Raw genomic sequence first — 15,887 nt, forward strand, 5'->3', positions numbered from 1 at the left:
CGAGCGAGGGGACGAATAATTCCGCGGTCAGTGAACTGGAGAACGATCATGGCGGCTGTCCAGGCCGGTCCGCAGAGCTCCCCGCCCGAAGGCCGCTACGGACCGGGCGCGGACGCCCGTGCCGACCGCAAGCTGCGCATCGCCGCCGTCGTGGCGGGTGTGCTGGTCGCGGCGGGCGTCGGCTGGTACGGCTACGACTCGCTGACCGGCGACAAGGTCAGCGGGCAGGTGGTGGCCTTCGAGGCGGTCTCCGACCAGTCGCTGCAGATCCACCTGGAGGTCCACAAGGGCGCCGGCGCCGTCGCGGTGTGCACCGTCCGCTCGGTGGGCTCCGACCACGCCGAGGTGGGCCGCAAGGACGTGCGCCTGGCGCAGCACGGCAAGCAGGTCGACACCGTCGTCACGGTGCGCACCACCGCCCGCGGCCAGACCGGCGAACTGGTCGGCTGCAGCGCCGCGCCCCGCGGCTGACACCCCGGCGGCCGGCCCCCGCGGGCGACGCGGCCCGCCGCTTACCCGCTCCCTTCACCCGCCGGTAATTGTTAGGCTCGTGGTTTCGTCCCGGCTACCGGTGGCAATGCAGTTCTTCACGACAGTACCGACGAGGAGCACCCGTGACACAGACCAGCGACAACGTCACCTGGCTCACCCAGGCGGCGTACGACCAGCTCAAGGCCGAGCTGGAGCATCTGTCTGGTCCGGCGCGCGCCGAGATCGTCGCAAAGATCGAGGAAGCCCGCCAGGAAGGCGATCTCAAGGAGAACGCCGGCTATCACGCGGCGCGTGAGGACCAGGGCAAGCTGGAGCTGCGCATCAGGCAGCTCAACCAGATCCTGGAGTCCGCGAAGGTGGGCGAGGCCCCGGCGGACGACGGTGTGGTGGCCCCCGGCATGGTGGTCACGATCGCCTTCGACGGCGACCCCGACGACACCACGACCTTCCTGCTCGGCTCCCGGGAGGGCATCTCCAGCGACCTGGAGACGTATTCGCCGCAGTCGCCGCTGGGCCGCGGGGTGGCCGGCAAGCGGACCGGCGACGACGCCACGTACGAGCTGCCGAACGGCAAGAGCGCGTCGGTGAAGATCCTCGACGTCAAGCCGTACCAGGGCTGAGGCCGCCGGCACGCGAACGGGCCCCCTGCGGAGGACCGCCGGGGGCCCGCTGTCGGCCACAGCCGCGTCAGGCACGTGCGTACGGCCGCGTGGCGCGCGGGAGGCCGCGCGCCACGCGTGGAGCCGGGCCTTACGCCGTCGCCGAGCGGTACTTGCGGACCGCCAGGGTGCGGAAGGCCGCGATGATGAGCACGGACCAGATCAGCGAGGCCCACACCGGGTGCTGCATCGGCCAGGCGCCGGAGTGGACCACGCCCGGGTTGCCGAACAGCACGCGGCAGGCCTGGACGGTGGCGCTGAACGGGTTCCAGTCCGCGATGTGCCGCAGCCACGGCGTCATCCCGGCGGTGGACACGAACGCGTTGGAGACGAAGGTCACCGGGAACAGCCAGATCAGGCCGCCCGAGGTGGCCGCCTCCGGGCTGCGCACCGACAGGCCGATCAGCGCGCCGATCCAGGAGAAGGCGTAGCCCAGCAGGAGCAGCAGCGCGAAGGCGCCGAACATCCGCGGCACCCCGTTGTGGATCCGCCAGCCGACCAGCAGGCCGACGCAGGCCAGCACCACCAGGGTCAGCGCGGTCTGCACCATGTCGGCGAGCGTGCGCCCGGTGAGCACCGCGCCCCGGGACATCGGCAGCGAGCGGAAGCGGTCGATCAGGCCCTTGCTCATGTCGTCGGCGATGCCCGCGCCGGCGCCCGCGGTGGCGAAGGTGACGGTCTGCGCGAAGATGCCCGCCATCAGGAACTCGCGGTAGTCGCCGGCGTCGGAGGTGCCGCCGATGTTGACGGAGCCGCCGAAGACGTAGCTGAACAGCACCACGAACATGATCGGCTGGATGAGCCCGAAGATCACGACCTCGGGGATGCGCATCATCCGCAGCAGATTGCGCTTGGCGACCACCAGCGAGTCGTGCGCGGACTGGATGACGCCGCCGCGGGGGCGGGGCGCCAGGGTCACCTGCGGCGGGGTGTCGGTCGCGGCACTCACTTGACGGCCTCCTTGGTGACCGGTCCTGCCGCGTCCTCGGCGGCCTTCTTCCCGTCCCCGCCGCCCTCGCCGTCGCCGTCCTGCTCCTCGGCCGCGTGGCCGGTGAGCGAGATGAAGACGTCGTCGAGGGTGGGGCGGCGCAGGCCGATGTCGTCGATCTCGATGCCCTGGGCGTCGAGGTCGCGGATCACCTCGGCGAGCAGCTTGGCGCCGCCGCTGACCGGGACGGTGATCTGGCGGGTGTGCTGCTCGATCTTGACGTCGCCCTTGCCGTGCGCGGCCATCGCGCGGGCCGCGTCCTCGATCCGGTCCCGCTCGTGCACCACGACCTCGACGCGCTCGCCGCCGATCTGCGCCTTGAGCTGGTCGGAGGTACCGCGGGCGATGACCTTGCCGTGGTCGATGACGCAGATGTCGTGGGCGAGGTGGTCGGCCTCCTCCAGATACTGCGTGGTGAGCAGCACGGTGGTGCCGCCCGCGACCAGTTCCTGGACGACCTCCCAGAGCTGCTGCCGGTTGCGCGGGTCGAGTCCGGTGGTGGGCTCGTCCATGAACATCACCGGCGGGCTGACCACCAGGGCCGCCGCCAGGTCGAGCCGGCGGCGCATGCCGCCGGAGTAGGTCTTGGAGATCCGGTTGGCGGCGTCGGTGAGGTTGAACCGCTCCAGCAGCTCGTCGGCCCGCTTGCGGGCGGCCTTCGCGCTGAGCTGGTACAGCTCGCCGACCATCTGGATGTTCTCCCGGCCGGTGAGGAATTCGTCGACCGCGGCGAACTGCCCCGACAGGCCGATGTGCCGGCGGACCTCGTTGGGGTGCTTGAGTACGTCGATGCCCGCGACGGTGGCCCTGCCGCTGTCCGGTTCCAGCAGTGTGGTCAGGACCCGGACAGCGGTGGTCTTCCCCGCCCCGTTGGGCCCGAGCAAACCGAGGACCGTGCCCTCCGGCACGTCAAGGTCCACTCCCCCCAGTGCCCTGACATCGCCGAAGGTCTTGACCAGACCTTCGGCATAGATGGCGCCCGGCATTTTTTCGCTCCCGTCCGTTGCTTCGCTGTGCTGTACGGCTTGTACGACCGGTCGGACGGCCGAAACTCATCGGCCGACGATTGCGGGAGGCCCCCCGTGTGCGAACGGTTCGGCGGGCGCTCTCGCGATACACCGCGAGAATGTCAGACGCGATATATCGCGTCAAGCGATTCACCGCGTACGGTGCCGCCGCGGCGCATCGGAGCACGTCAGGCGATCACCACATAACCGGCGTCCTCCAGCGCCGCGCCGACCGCGGCGCAGTGCTCGGAGCCCTTGGTCTCCAGGTGCAGTTCGACCTCCGCCTCGGTGAGCCCGAGCCGCGGGTCGGTCCGCACATGACTGACGTCGAGGACGTTAGCGTCGACCACTGACAACACCCCCAGGAGCGTGGCCAGCGCCCCCGGCCGGTCGGTCAGCCGCAGCCGCAGCGACAGGTAGCGGCCCGCAGCCGACATGCCGTGCCGCAGGGTGCGCTGCATCAGCAGCGGGTCCACATTGCCGCCGGACAGCACGGCGACGACCGGCCCCTCGTACGCCTCGGGCGCGGCCAGCAGCGCGGCCACCGAGCTGGCCCCGGCCGGCTCCACCACCAGCTTCGCCCGCTCAAGGCACAGCAGCAGCGCGGACGACAACTGGTCCTCGGACACCGTCACCACGTCGTCCAGCAGGTCCCTGATCACCGCGAACGGCACATCGCCGGGCCGGCCGACCATGATGCCGTCGGCCATCGTGGCCACCGAGCCCAGCGCCACCGGACGCCCGGCCGCCAGCGAGGGCGGATAGGCGGCGGCGCCCGCTGCCTGCACCCCCACGATCCGTACCTCGGGGCGCAGCGCCTTGACCGCCACCGCGATACCGGCCGCGAGCCCGCCGCCGCCGACGCCCACCACGATGGTGCGCACCTCGGGGCACTGCTCCAGGATCTCCAGGCCGACGGTGCCCTGCCCGGCGATGATGTCCGGGTGGTCGAACGGGTGGATGAAGACCGCGCCGGTCTGCTCGGCGTACTCGATGGCCGCCCGCAGCGTCTCGTCCACGACCGCGCCGTGCAGCCGCACCTCGGCGCCGTAGTCGCGGGTCGCGGCGACCTTCGGCAGCGGGGCGCCGACCGGCATGAAGACCGTCGAGCGCACCCCGAGCAGCGCCGCCGCGAGCGCCACGCCCTGCGCGTGGTTGCCGGCGCTCGCCGCCACCACGCCGGCCGCGCGCTGCTCGGCGCTGAGGCCGGCGATCCGCACGTAGGCGCCGCGGATCTTGAAGGAGCCGGTGCGCTGGAGGTTCTCGCACTTGAGGTGCACCGGTGCGCCGATCAGCGACGACAGGTGCCGGCTGGTCTCCATCGCGGTCATCCGGGCCACACCGGAGAGCATTTTGTGCGCGCCGCGCACATCGTCGAGCGTGATCGGGTGGGGCGCGGAAGGTGCCGGTCTGTCCATACGACCAGTCTCGCAGTCCCCCGCCCGCGCCACGCCCGGGGCACGGCCGGGGCAGGGGTGCGCCGGTGACCGCACGGCATGGTCAGGACGCGGTTGCGGTTTGTCAGTGCAGGGTCACCGAGGCAGTCGGTCCGCGTACTCTTCTCCCAACTTCCCGCCGTCCGATCCCCCTTCGCAGGACCGACAGAACGCGAGCTTCAAGGTCATGTCCAAACCGACGGAGACCTCGTCCGAACTCCTCGATCGCCTCCAGCACCAGGTGGCGCTTTTCGCCCGCCGCGCGGAGCAGACCCGGCTCGGAGGAGTGGGCAAGGCCCGCAACTCCATGGACCGCGCCGCATATCTGCTGCTCAACCGGCTCGACCGGGAGGGACCGATGGGTGTCAAGGCGCTCGCCGAGTCCATGGGCATCGACTCCTCCACGGTCACCAGGCAGGTGGCGCCGCTGGTCGACACCGGCCTGGTCAAGCGCACCTCGCACCCGGACGACGGCCGGGCCGTGGTCCTGGCCGTCTCACCGCGCGGCCGGGGCCGACTCGACGAGGTGCGCGATTCGCGCCGCCGGCTGATGGCCGAGGTCACCGACGGCTGGACGCCGGATGAGCGGGAGGTCTTCACCGACCTGCTCGTCCGGTTCAACACCGCGCTGGCCGACTGGCACGCCGGGCTCGGACGCGGCGACGACGAGGTGCCCGCGGCGGCGGAAGGGGCGCCGCGTACGGCTGGTGCGTTCGAGTCGCAGGGGAACACGCAGGGGGCTTGACCGGGAACACCCGGTTGCCGTCCCATGTCCGCGTGGGCAAGCGCCGGGTGGCAGCGGAAATCCGACGGGACGCCGAATTCGCGGCGTTCGCCGCCGGGGCGGCGGGCCGGCTGCTGCATGCCGCGACACTGCTCACCGGTGACCCGGAGCAGGCGGAGAAGCTGCTGACCGCGACCCTCGCCCGCACCTACGCCGACTGGCTGCGGATGCGCGCCGACGACCCGTACGACCAGGCGAGGGCGGAGCTGGTGCGCCGCTTCGCCTACCGCCCGTGGTGGCGCCGCCCGGGCGGCGGTGTCCTGCGGCGGCTCACCCCGCGCGAACGCCTGGTCGTCACGCTGCGGTATTTCGAGGGCGTGGCCGAGGAGCAGACCGCCGCGCAGCTCGGGCTGGCCGCCGAGCGGGTCAGGGCGATCGGTGCCAGGGCCTCGTCGACCCTGCGCAGCCACCGCTACGAGCCCGCGGCCCCGGCCGGCGCCGCGCCGCGGCCGGGGGCCGCGCCGCGCACGGTCGCCGAGGCCCGCGACCGCGCGGACGGCGCCGCCGCGCGCCGGGCGGCGCAGGGGGCGGCGCAGTGAGCCGGGCCGGCCGCGGGGCCGCGTCTTGAGCGGGGCGCCGAACCGGCGGGACGACGAGGTGCGGCGGCTGCTCGACACCCCGCACCCGATGGTGCCGGCCGGTCTGGTGGCCGTGGCCACCGTGCGGGGGCGGCGTACGGTACGCCGCCGCCGCTTCGCGCACCATGTGCTGTGGGTGCTGCTGCTGGCCGCCGTCGCGGCCGGGATCGCGCTGGCCGTCATGGCCTGGCCCGATCACCACGACCCGGCCGGCCGCACCGGCGACGACACCTGGTGGGCGCCGGTGAGCATGGGCCGGGTCACGGCGCCGCCGCTGCCCTGAGCCGGCGGCGCGACCTCAGCCGAGGGCCTGGCCCAGGTCGGCCAGCAGATCGTCGGCCGCTTCGATGCCGACCGAGAGGCGTACCAGGTCGGAGGGGACCTCCAGCGCGGAGCCGGCCACCGAGGCGTGCGTCATGCGGCCCGGGTGCTCGATGAGCGACTCGACGCCGCCCAGCGACTCGCCGAGGGTGAACAGCTCGGTACGGTCGCACACCGCGACGGCCGCCTCCTCGCCGCCGGTGACCCGGAAGGACACCATCCCGCCGAAGGACCGCATCTGCTTGGCGGCGATCTCGTGGCCCGCGTGCCCGGGCAGCCCCGGGTAGTAGACCTGCTGGACCTTGGGGTGCGCGGCCAGCAGCTCCGCCACCCGGGAGGCGTTGGCGCTGTGCCGGTCCATCCGTACCGCGAGGGTCTTGATGCCGCGCATCACCAGCCAGGCGTCGAAGGGGCCCGCGACCGCGCCCATCGCGTTCTGGTGGTAGGCCAGCTCCTCGCCGAGCCCGGCGTCCGAGGTCACCAGGGCGCCGCCGACCACGTCGGAGTGGCCGCCCATGTACTTGGTCGTCGAGTGCACCACCACGTCGGCGCCCAGCGCGAGCGGCTGCTGGAGGTAGGGGCTGGCGAAGGTGTTGTCGACCACCAGCCGCACCCCGGCCTGCTCGGCCACCCCGGCGAGCGCGGCGATGTCGGTGATACCCAGCAGCGGGTTGGACGGTGTCTCGACCCAGATGAGTTTCGTCTCGGGCCGCACCGCGTCGCGTACCGCCTGCACGTCGGAGGTGTCGGCCACCGACCAGGTGACGCCCCAGCGCTCCACGACCTTCGCGAACAGCCGGAAGGTGCCGCCGTAGGCGTCGTTCGGGATCACCACGTGGTCGCCCGGGGCGAGCACGGTACGCAGCAGGCAGTCCTCGGCCGCCAGGCCGGACGCGAAGGCCAGCCCGCGGCTGCCGCCTTCCAGCGCCGCCAGGTTCTCTTCCAGCGCGGTCCTGGTCGGATTGGCCGACCTGCTGTATTCGTAGCCGCCGCGCAGGCCGCCGACGCCGTCCTGCTTGTACGTCGACACCTGGTAGATCGGTGTGACGACGGCGCCGGTCTGCGCGTCCGCCGGCTGGCCCGCGTGGATGGCCAGGGTCTCGAAGTGCTGATCGCTCATGGCGCCGAGCGTAGTGCCACCGGCGGGCCGGACCGGGCCAGGAATCCCCGGCGCGGTCCGGACGTTGACGCCTGTGGAGCCGAAGCGGCTCCGACCCCCATGCGCCGGAGGAGATCCGCCGATGCTGTTCAACAGCTTCAAGAAGCAGCTGCCCACCGCCGACGAAGCCCTGCCCGGCCGCGCGCACCCCGACTTCCAGGTCCCCGCCCGGCACACCGTGCTCGGCAAGCCCCTGGAGGGGCCGTATCCCGAGGGCCTTGAGGTCGCCGACTTCGGCCTCGGCTGCTTCTGGGGCGCCGAGCGCAAGTTCTGGGAGACCCCGGGCGTGTGGACGACCCTGGTCGGCTACCAGGGCGGCCACACCGCCTACCCCTCGTACGAGGAGGTCTGCTCCGGCAGGACCGGGCACACCGAGGCCGTGCGAGTGGTCTACGACCCGGGGCTGGTCTCGTACGACCAGCTGCTGAAGGTGTTCTGGGAGGCCCACAACCCGACCCAGGGCTTCCGCCAGGGCAACGACGTCGGCACCCAGTACCGGTCGGCCGTCTACACCCACTCCCCGGCCCAGGCCGGGGCGGCGGACGCCTCCAGGGCCGCCTACCAGTCCGTACTGACCGCGGCGGGGCACCCCGAGATCACCACCGAGGTCCTGCCGGCCGGCCCGTTCTACCCGGCCGAGCCCTACCACCAGCAGTACCTGGACAAGAATCCCGCGGGTTACTGCGGCATCGGCGGGACCGGCGTGTCCTGCCCGGTGGGTGTGGCGAAGGCCTGAGCCCCGGCCCCGCCGGGCAGCACCGCCCGGCGGGGTACCGCGGGGTGCCGCCCGGCGGGACAATGGCCCGGGTCAAGCGCCGTACGGGCGGACCGGCCGCCGAGCGGCAGCGAGGGGACGAGCATGCTGTTCGCACGGAACCGCACTCTGCGCATGCCCACCGAGCAGGAGGCGCCGCCGGGACGCCCGGCGCCGGCCTACGCGGTGCCCGAGCGGCACACCGTGCTCGGGACCGCCCTCCAGGGGCCGTATCCCGAGGGCTTCGAGACCGCCGAGTTCGCGCTGGGCTGCTTCTGGGGCGCCGAGCGCAGGTTCTGGCAGCGCAGGGGCGTGTGGACCACGGCGACCGGCTTCCAGGGCGGCTTCACCCCGCACCCGGTGGACGACGAGATCCGCACCGGCCGGACCGGCCACGCGGAGACCGTACGGGTCGTCTTCGACCCGGCCGTGGTCGGCTACCGCGACCTGCTCCAGATCTTCTGGGAGGGCCACGACCCCACCCAGGGCTTCCGCCAGGGCAATGACGTCGGCACCCACGTCAGGTCGATCCTGTTCACCCGCTCCGCGGCCCAGCGGGCGGCGGCCGAGGAGACCCTGGCCGGCTACCAGCAGGCGCTGACCGCCGCCGGGTACGGCGCGATCACCACCGAGATCCTGCCCGCCGAGCGGTACCCGTTCTATCCGGCGAGTGCCGACCACCAGCAGTATCTGGACAGATATCCGGCGGGTTACTGCGGTCTCGGCGGCACCGGGATCTCCTGCCCGGCGGCCCCGGCCAGGGCCGAGGGCTGACCCGGACGGACGACGCCCCCCGGCGAACCGCGTGACGCGGGCTGCCGGGGGGCGTGCGGTTCAGGCGCGGGTCACCAGGTCGAAGGAGCGGGGGGAGCGACCACGTCGGGGCGGTCGTTGCAGGTGATGGTGTTGGGGAGTTCCCAGGGCGCCAGCCAGGGGCCGGTGGTGCCGCCGCCGTCGTTGCCGCCGAGGTCGGTGACGCCGAACTCGGAGCCGGTCGCCGGGAAGTTGAAGGAACCGCAGTTGTTGATGCCGACGGCACCGACATTGCGGGCGTCGACGTTCTGGAAGGTCGCGCCGCCCGAGACGCGGGCGCTCAGCACGGAGGTGCCGGTGCCGTCGACCTGGATGTCCTTGAAGTGGACGTTGGTGATGGAGTAGAGGTCCTTCACCGGGAAGTCGCTGACCAGCATGATCGCGTTGTAGGTGCTGTCGAGGAAGTGGTCGCCGGTCACCTGGATGTCGGCGCCGATGTTCTTCTCCAGCGCGTAGAACCAGATCGCGCCGAGCCCGATGTTCCAGTTCAGCTCGTACGTGCCGGCCCGGACCGTGGTGTTGTCGGCGATCGACAGCTTGCCGGTGAAGGCCTCGGAGCCGAAGCGCGAGCCGACGTGGAGGGCGCTGCCCTCGCGGATCGGGTCGGCGATCAGGTTGGCCGACACGGTGTTGTCCGTACCGCCGTAGACGGCGATGCCGTTGGCCAGCACCGGGGTCTGCACGGTGTTGTGGTCGATGGTGTTGTTCGCGTCCTCGGTCTTCTCCGACCACATCGCCAGCGCGTCGTCACCGGTGTTGCGCAGGAAGTTGTCGGAGATCGACGAACGCGTCACACCGGTGTGGAAGTTGATGCCGTCGGCGATCTGGTCGACGATCACGTTGCCGGTGATCCGCAGATTGCTCATCGGGCCGTCGAACCACATGCCGACCTTGGTGTGCTGGATGTACAGGCCGTCGATGGTGGAGTTGCTGAGCGAGCCGCCGATCCCGTTGACCTGGTCGGTGTCGATCCGCTCGCGCACGTCGCCCTGGATCGCGAAGCCGGACAGGTGCACGTCAGAGCTGCCGCCCGCCGACGCGTCCTTGCCGTAGAAGCCGACGCCGGTGTGGACCGAGCCGTCGGCCGCCGGGGTCGCCAGGTCCACCTGGTGGCCCTTGATGACGGTGTACCAGCTGCCCGCGCCCTCGATGGTGACGTGGTCGACGATGATGTGCCGGCTGACCTGGTAGGTGCCCGGCGGGATGTAGACCTTGAGGTGGGAGCGCTGCGCGAAGGCGATGGCCTTGTCGATCGCGCCGGCCGAGTCCTTGCGGCCGGTCGGGTCGGCGCCGAAGAGCAGCACGTTGGCGGCCAGCAGGTCGACCTTGGGCGGTGCGACCAGCTGCGAGTCCAGCAGGTCCACGGTGGTGGCCGCGGCCCCGGCCGGCACGGACAGCCGTACGGTCTGGCCGGCCCGGTAGGTACGGCCGAGCAGCAGCCGCTGCTCGTCGTAGAAGTGGTTGGGCCGGAAGGGCTTGGCGAAGACCGGCGTCGGGGTGGTGTCCTGCGGCACGCAGGCGCACTCGGTGACCCAGTAGTCGGGGTGCAGGATGTCGGCCGCGGGGTCGTTCGAGAACGGGTAGAGGTTGTACAGCCAGGCGTACTGCGAGGTCAGCGTCAGGGTCTGCTTCGCGCCGCCGTCGACGGTGACGTTCAGCGGCGAGGTGCGCCCGCCGCCGCCCGTGGCGTCGGGGATGCTGTAGCGCACGTTGATCGCGTTGGCGGCGCTCGGCAGCGTGAACTCGACGTACTGCCCCGGCTGGAGGGTCACCGCGCTGCGGCCCGACGCCTCGGCGGGCAGGGTGTAGGCGGCGCGGCCCGGGCCGATGACGGTGCCGTTGGTGGTGGCGTTCTCGGCCTCCTGCTCGGCGAAGCCGACGTCGGCGCCGCGTCCCGCGGTGAGCGCCGGGGCGAGCGCGGCACGGGTGACCACGGCCTTGCCGCTGCCGCTCGCACTGCCGCTGTGCGCACCGCCGGTGCCGGCGACCGCCGTTCCGCCGGCCAGTACGCCGAGCGCGGCCGCGACGGCGGTCGCCGAGGCGACCGTCACCGCGGCTCTTCGCCGCGGGCCTCTGGACCATCTCGCCACAGCACCGGTGATGCTCCGTGACATCGAATGCTCGATTCTCTCGGGACAGGCTCAGGTGGGGGTCGCCCGGACGCCCGCACCGCTCCCGGTCTGACGGGGACCCCCGGGCGAAGCTCGGAGGGCGAGGCGGGGCGGGCGTCGGGGTGAGGTGACATTAGGTCCGCGACGTCCGGTTCCACAAGGCTCGTGCGAGATGATTTCGTCTGTTTGGCGTCCAGCTACGCACAGTTGCGAGATTTTTGCGTCAACCGATACGTGCGTTGCACCCCGCGATCGGTGGGCCGATCAGTGGCCCCTTCGCGTACCGCCGCCGTGACGCACGTCTCACATCGGCCGGTACTTCGTAACCCCACGGACATTTCGCGGTGGTTTTGCAAGGATGGCCGGGAGCGGTCCGACTGACGTCGGTTCTGCGGGGCAGACGGTGCGGGCGAGGGTGCGTCGGGATTTCGGTGGACGTCGGTGGAGGGGCAGGGGCTGCGCTATGGGACTGGGGAACGGGTCGACGTCGGTACTCACCGCGAAGCGGCCGTTCCCCAGACCGCGGGTGCCGCTGCCGACCAGACTGCCGCAGCTGCTTCCCGAACTGCTGCTGCTCTTCGCGGTGGACTCGATCTACAAGTACGGCCGCAAGGTCGCCAACGGGCAGACGGACGCGGCCTATCGGCACGCTGACAACGTCTGGTCCTTCGAGCGGGCGTTGCACCTGCCGAGCGAGCACTCGGTGCAACAGCTCATGCTGCACAGCGAGACGGTGATCCACACCGCCAACTACCTCTACGCCACGGTGCACTTCCCGGCGATGGCCATTTTCCTGGGCTGGATGTTCGTCAAGAAGCGCGCGCACTACCTCTGGATCAGGCGGGCGATCGTGATCCAGACGATGCTGGCGCTGATCGGCCATCTCTTCTTCCCGCTCGCCCCGCCGCGGATGCTGCACGGCGCCGGCATGATCGACACCGCGTCGGTCTACGGTCCCGCCGTCTACGGCAAGCCGGACGGCGACTCGATGTCCAACCAGTTCGCGGCGATGCCGTCGCTGCACGTCGGCTGGGCGCTGGCCATCGCGGTCGGCCTGATCGCCGCGTACCGCTCGCGGTGGCGGTGGCTGTGGCTGCTGCACCCGCTGATCACGATGCTGATCGTGGTCGGCACCGCCAACCACTACTGGCTGGACTGCATCGTCGGCTCCGCCCTGCTGGGCCTGGCGCTCGCGATCATCCCGGGCCCGGTCACCGACCCGCCCGCCCCGCTGCCGGGCCGCGGCCACTGGGCCTGGCCGCTCAAGCGGGTGCCCGTGCCCGCGGACGCCGGCCTCGGCGCCGTCCCCGAGCCGGCCACCAGGTCGACAGCCGTCCCCACCGAGCGCAGCCGCAGCTGACCGCGCCCCGGCGCCTTCCCGGCCGCCGGATACACTCCGCTCCTGGTCATGAGGGTCATGAGGGGCCACGGGGGCCATGAGGGGGCGGACATGGGGAGCGGTATCGGCCGCACGGCCGGGATCGCCGCGCTGACGTCGGCGCTGGCGGGGTGCACGATCACGATCGGCGGAACCGGGCATCCCGCGCCCGCGGCGAAACCCGTTTCGCCTTCGCCGGCCTGGCGGCTGGTCGAGCCGTCCAGCCCGCCGCGGGAGATCGGCCCGAAGGGGCTCGCCGGGCTCGACGTCGGCATGACGCTGGACAAGGCGGTGGCGACCGGGCAGTTCGAGCGGCCCACCCACACGCTGTCCGCGTGCAATTCCGCCACCGGGCTCAACGGGATCACCGTCGGCTTCTCGCCGAAGTACGGCGTCACGTCCCTGACCGGGGAGAATCTGCACACCCCCGAGGGCATCACGGCGGGCTCGACGTACACCGAGGTCACCCGGGCCTATCCGACGCCGGCCGACGCGAGGTCGGCGTACGAGGAGGACGTGCTGCTGTTCGGCGACATCTGGGCCTCGGTCCCCGGCCGCCCGGACGCCGAGTACGTCTTCGTCTTCGACCGCCACGGCCTGGACCGCGCCACGGTCGGCCGGGCGAAGCTGCTCTACATCATGCTCAAGCTCCGCGCCGAGGTGAACTGCTGACGCCCCGCCGGCCCTGACGGACGGCCGCGGCGCACCCGGAGGGGCACCGCGGCCTGCGGCCACGGGCTCAGCGGACGCCGAGCAGGTGGTCCATCGCGAGCTGGTCCAGCTGCTCGAACGCCATACCGCGCTCGGCGGCGGCGTCCGCGTCGAAGTCCTCGTACGAGGCGCGGTCGGCCAGCAGGCCGGCCAGGCCCTCGCCCTCGGCCAGGGTGGGCAGCGCGAGCTGGTCGAGGCGGGAGGCGACCAGCGCCTCCTGGACGGCCGGGTCGGCGCGGAAGGACGCGGACCGCTCCTTGAGGATCAGGTAGTTGCGCATGCAGCCGGCCGCCGACGCCCACACGCCCTCGTAGTCCTCGGTCCGCGGCGGCTTGAAGTCGAAGTGCCGCGGGCCCTCGTAGCCCGCCGTCTCCAGCAGGTCCACCAGCCAGAACGCCGACCGCAGGTCGCCGGCGCCGAAGCGCAGGTCCTGGTCGTACTTGATGCCGGTCTGGCCGTTGAGGTCGATGTGGAAGAGCTTCTTGTGCCACAGCGCCTGGGCGATGCCGTGCGGGAAGTTCAGCCCGGCCATCTGCTCATGGCCGACCTCGGGGTTGACGCCGACCAGCTCGGGGCGCTCCAGGGAGTTGATGAACGCCAGCGCGTGGCCGACGGTCGGCAGCAGGATGTCGCCGCGCGGCTCGTTCGGCTTGGGCTCGATGGCGAACCTCAGGTCGTAGCCCTGCTCCGTGACGTAGTCGCCGAGCAGGTCGAAGGCCTCCTTGAAGCGGTCGAGCGCGACCCGTACGTCCTTGGCGCCGCCTGACTCGGCGCCCTCCCGCCCGCCCCACGCGACATAGACCTTGGCACCCAGCTCGGCGGCCAGGTCGATGTTGCGGATGGTCTTGCGCAGCGCGAAGCGCCGCACGTCGCGGTCGTTCGCCGTGAAGCCGCCGTCCTTGAAGACGGGGTGGGTGAAGAGGTTGGTGGTCGCCATCGGGACGGTCAGCCCGGCGGTGTCGAGCGCGGCACGGAAGCGCTTGACGATCGCGTCGCGCTCGGCGTCGGACGACCCGAAGGGGATCAGGTCGTCGTCGTGGAACGTCACACCGTACGCGCCCAGCTCCGCGAGCTTGGCGACGCTGTCGACCGGGTCGATCGGCGCGCGGGTCGCGTCGCCGAACGGGTCGCGGCCCAGCCAGCCCACCGTCCACAGGCCGAAGGTGAACTTGTGCTCCGGCTTCGGGGTGAGGTTCGTCTCGGAAGTCATTACGGCTCGCTCCTATTCGTCAGACTGTTGAACAAATTAGTATGCGAGGCCGATGATGGGAAGTGGCAGCCCGCGACGGGCTCAGGAAGGGACAGGAATCACATGGGGTCGGACAGCGCATCGCAGGGGTCGGTCGTCCTCGGGGTCGACAGTTCGACCCAGTCCACGAAGGTGCTCGCGGTCGATGTCGAGACCGGTGCCGTCCTGGCCTCGGGCCAGGCGCGGCACACGGTCACCGCCGGCGCGGGGCGGGAGAGCGACCCCGAGCAGTGGTGGTCGGCGCTGGAATCCGCGCTGGGGCAGATCGGCGAGTGGGCCGGCCGCGCCGAGGCGGTCTCGGTCGGCGGGCAGCAGCACGGGCTCGTGGTGCTCGACGCGGAAGGGCGGGCGCTGCGGCCCGCGCTGCTGTGGAACGACGTACGGTCGGCGCCGCAGGCCGCCGCGCTGGTGGACGAGTACGGCGCCGAGCACTGGGCCCGGCGCTTCGGTTCCGTGCCCGGGGCGAGCTTCACCGTCTCGAAGTGGGCCTGGCTCGCCGAGCACGAACCCGAGGCCGCCGCGGCGGCCCGCGCCGTACGGCTGCCGCACGACTTCCTGACCGAACGGCTGTCGGGCGCCGCCGTCACCGACCGCGGCGACGTGTCGGGGACCGGCTGGTGGCGGTCGGACACCGAGAGCTACGACGAGGCCCTGCTCGCCGAGATCGGGCTCGCGCCCGAGCTGCTGCCGGCCGTGCTCGGCCCCGGCGAGCAGGCCGGCACCGTACGCGACGGGCTGCCGCTGCGGGCCGGCGCGCTGGTCGCGGCGGGCACCGGTGACAACGCCGCCGCCGCGCTGGGCCTCGGCCTCACGCCCGGCCGGGCCGCGCTCAGCCTCGGCACGTCCGGCACCGTCTACGCGGTGTCGCGGCAGCGGCCGACCGACGCCAGCGGGGTGGTGGCCGGCTTCGCCGCGGCGGACGGCGGGTGGCTGCCGCTCGCGTGCACGCTGAACTGCACGCTCGCCGTCGACAAGGTGGCCGCGCTGCTCGGCCGCGAGCGCGAGGACGTCGAGCCCGGAGGCTCGGTCGCCTTCCTGCCCTTCCTCGACGGCGAGCGCACCCCGAACCTGCCGTACGCGTCCGGTCTGCTCACGGGGCTGCGCCACGACACCACCGCCGGGCAGGTGCTCCAGGGGGCCTACGACGGCGCCGTCTACGCGCTGCTCGGCGCGCTCGACCAGGTGCTCGCGGTGGACGGCGAGCCGCCCTCGCGGGAGCCGCTGCTGGTCATCGGCGGTGGCGCGCGGGGCGCCGCGTGGCTGGAGACGGTACGCAGGCTGTCCGGGCGCGCGGTCCAGGTCCCCGAGGCGGGCGAGCTGGTCGCCCTGGGCGCGGCGGTGCAGGCTGCCGCGGCGCTCACCGGTGAGGCGGCGCCCGCGATCGCGCGGCGCTGGGGCACGACATCGGGCCGGGTTCACCCGGCCCTCCCCCTCGACACCCCCACCC

Annotated in this window: 16 protein-coding genes; 10 read left to right on the forward strand and 6 right to left on the reverse strand. The window is 72.2% G+C overall.

Annotated elements, in window-relative coordinates:
- The first annotated feature begins 48 nt into the window (after positions 1-48).
- Together V7E46_RS11495 and greA are read left to right on the forward strand one after the other, a co-directional pair.
- Positions 49-471 (forward strand): DUF4307 domain-containing protein, encoded by a 423-nt coding sequence (locus tag V7E46_RS11495; protein WP_333768327.1) that lies wholly within the window; start codon positions 49-51, stop codon positions 469-471.
- 143 nt (positions 472-614) lie between these two features.
- Entirely contained in the window at positions 615-1,112 is a 498-nt protein-coding gene (greA, locus tag V7E46_RS11500; RefSeq protein WP_073492805.1) for a transcription elongation factor GreA, read from the forward strand.
- Between the two features lie 130 nt (positions 1,113-1,242).
- On the opposite strand, the gene V7E46_RS11505 is transcribed toward greA, so the two are convergent.
- From V7E46_RS11505 to ilvA, 3 genes are all read right to left on the reverse strand, one after another.
- On the reverse strand, positions 1,243-2,100 hold the full coding sequence (locus V7E46_RS11505) for an ABC transporter permease (RefSeq protein WP_443054125.1): 858 nt from the start codon (positions 2,098-2,100) through the stop codon (positions 1,243-1,245).
- Positions 2,097-3,125 (reverse strand): ATP-binding cassette domain-containing protein, encoded by a 1,029-nt coding sequence (locus V7E46_RS11510; protein WP_333768328.1) that lies wholly within the window; start codon positions 3,123-3,125, stop codon positions 2,097-2,099. Before V7E46_RS11510 ends, V7E46_RS11505 begins: the two co-directional genes overlap by 4 nt.
- Positions 3,126-3,334: 209 nt before the next feature.
- The gene (ilvA, locus tag V7E46_RS11515) at positions 3,335-4,564 is read right to left on the reverse strand and encodes a threonine ammonia-lyase (protein WP_333768329.1); all 1,230 of its coding nucleotides are present in this window, start codon (positions 4,562-4,564) and stop codon (positions 3,335-3,337) included.
- Positions 4,565-4,769: 205 nt separating this feature from the next.
- On the opposite strand from ilvA, the gene V7E46_RS11520 reads away from it, so the two are divergent.
- The 3 genes from V7E46_RS11520 to V7E46_RS11530 are packed head-to-tail and all read left to right on the forward strand — an operon-like array spanning position 4,770 to position 6,227.
- On the forward strand, positions 4,770-5,327 hold the full coding sequence (locus tag V7E46_RS11520) for a MarR family winged helix-turn-helix transcriptional regulator (RefSeq protein ID WP_333768330.1): 558 nt from the start codon (positions 4,770-4,772) through the stop codon (positions 5,325-5,327).
- 32 nt (positions 5,328-5,359) lie between these two features.
- The gene (locus tag V7E46_RS11525; RefSeq protein WP_333768331.1) at positions 5,360-5,905 is read left to right on the forward strand and encodes a sigma factor-like helix-turn-helix DNA-binding protein; all 546 of its coding nucleotides are present in this window, start codon (positions 5,360-5,362) and stop codon (positions 5,903-5,905) included.
- Positions 5,906-5,930: 25 nt separating this feature from the next.
- The gene (locus V7E46_RS11530; RefSeq protein WP_333768332.1) at positions 5,931-6,227 is read left to right on the forward strand and encodes a hypothetical protein; all 297 of its coding nucleotides are present in this window, start codon (positions 5,931-5,933) and stop codon (positions 6,225-6,227) included.
- 15 nt (positions 6,228-6,242) lie between these two features.
- Here V7E46_RS11530 and V7E46_RS11535 read toward each other — a convergent pair whose 3' ends face one another.
- Positions 6,243-7,385, reverse strand: a complete 1,143-nt coding sequence (locus V7E46_RS11535; RefSeq protein WP_333768333.1) for a cystathionine gamma-synthase — start codon at positions 7,383-7,385, stop codon at positions 6,243-6,245.
- Between the two features lie 121 nt (positions 7,386-7,506).
- On the opposite strand from V7E46_RS11535, the gene msrA (V7E46_RS11540) reads away from it, so the two are divergent.
- Together msrA (V7E46_RS11540) and msrA (V7E46_RS11545) are read left to right on the forward strand one after the other, a co-directional pair.
- Complete coding sequence (gene msrA, locus V7E46_RS11540) at positions 7,507-8,160, forward strand: peptide-methionine (S)-S-oxide reductase MsrA (protein ID WP_333768334.1); 654 nt, start codon at positions 7,507-7,509, stop codon at positions 8,158-8,160.
- A 126-nt stretch (positions 8,161-8,286) separates the two neighbouring features.
- Entirely contained in the window at positions 8,287-8,952 is a 666-nt protein-coding gene (gene msrA, locus V7E46_RS11545) for a peptide-methionine (S)-S-oxide reductase MsrA (RefSeq protein ID WP_443054126.1), read from the forward strand.
- A gap of 71 nt (positions 8,953-9,023) precedes the next feature.
- On the opposite strand, the gene V7E46_RS11550 is transcribed toward msrA (V7E46_RS11545), so the two are convergent.
- Positions 9,024-11,105 carry a glycosyl hydrolase family 28-related protein gene (locus V7E46_RS11550; RefSeq protein WP_333768336.1) on the reverse strand — a complete coding sequence of 694 codons (2,082 nt, stop codon included), beginning with the start codon at positions 11,103-11,105 and terminating at the stop codon, positions 9,024-9,026.
- A gap of 460 nt (positions 11,106-11,565) precedes the next feature.
- On the opposite strand from V7E46_RS11550, the gene V7E46_RS11555 reads away from it, so the two are divergent.
- Positions 11,566-12,462, forward strand: coding sequence for a phosphatase PAP2 family protein (locus V7E46_RS11555; RefSeq protein WP_333768337.1), 897 nt, complete (start codon positions 11,566-11,568; stop codon positions 12,460-12,462).
- A gap of 90 nt (positions 12,463-12,552) precedes the next feature.
- The gene (locus tag V7E46_RS11560; RefSeq protein WP_333768338.1) at positions 12,553-13,152 is read left to right on the forward strand and encodes a hypothetical protein; all 600 of its coding nucleotides are present in this window, start codon (positions 12,553-12,555) and stop codon (positions 13,150-13,152) included.
- A 67-nt stretch (positions 13,153-13,219) separates the two neighbouring features.
- Here the strand turns inward: V7E46_RS11560 and xylA are convergent, their stop codons facing one another.
- A complete protein-coding gene (gene xylA / locus V7E46_RS11565) occupies positions 13,220-14,401 on the reverse strand; it encodes a xylose isomerase (protein ID WP_333768339.1) in 1,182 nt (393 codons plus the stop codon).
- A 102-nt stretch (positions 14,402-14,503) separates the two neighbouring features.
- Here xylA and xylB point away from each other — a divergent pair.
- Positions 14,504-15,887, forward strand: a 1,384-nt coding sequence (xylB, locus tag V7E46_RS11570) for a xylulokinase (protein WP_333768340.1), incomplete at its 3' end; no start/stop codon positions are given.

Source organism: Streptomyces sp. IBSBF 2435 (assembly GCF_036815005.1).
Taxonomy (GTDB): Bacteria; Actinomycetota; Actinomycetes; order Streptomycetales; family Streptomycetaceae; genus Actinacidiphila.

Excerpts from the sequence above, each read along its gene's own strand:
- V7E46_RS11495 (WP_333768327.1), top strand. The coding sequence starts at position 49 with ATGGCGGCTGTCCAGGCCGGTCCGCAGAGCTCCCCGCCCGAAGGCCGC.
- V7E46_RS11510 (WP_333768328.1), bottom strand. The coding sequence starts at position 3,125 with ATGCCGGGCGCCATCTATGCCGAAGGTCTGGTCAAGACCTTCGGCGAT.
- ilvA (WP_333768329.1), bottom strand. The coding sequence starts at position 4,564 with ATGGACAGACCGGCACCTTCCGCGCCCCACCCGATCACGCTCGACGAT.
- V7E46_RS11520 (WP_333768330.1), top strand. The coding sequence starts at position 4,770 with ATGTCCAAACCGACGGAGACCTCGTCCGAACTCCTCGATCGCCTCCAG.
- V7E46_RS11535 (WP_333768333.1), bottom strand. The coding sequence starts at position 7,385 with ATGAGCGATCAGCACTTCGAGACCCTGGCCATCCACGCGGGCCAGCCG.
- msrA (WP_333768334.1), top strand. The coding sequence starts at position 7,507 with ATGCTGTTCAACAGCTTCAAGAAGCAGCTGCCCACCGCCGACGAAGCC.
- V7E46_RS11550 (WP_333768336.1), bottom strand. The coding sequence starts at position 11,105 with ATGTCACGGAGCATCACCGGTGCTGTGGCGAGATGGTCCAGAGGCCCG.
- V7E46_RS11555 (WP_333768337.1), top strand. The coding sequence starts at position 11,566 with ATGGGACTGGGGAACGGGTCGACGTCGGTACTCACCGCGAAGCGGCCG.
- V7E46_RS11560 (WP_333768338.1), top strand. The coding sequence starts at position 12,553 with ATGGGGAGCGGTATCGGCCGCACGGCCGGGATCGCCGCGCTGACGTCG.
- xylA (WP_333768339.1), bottom strand. The coding sequence starts at position 14,401 with ATGACTTCCGAGACGAACCTCACCCCGAAGCCGGAGCACAAGTTCACC.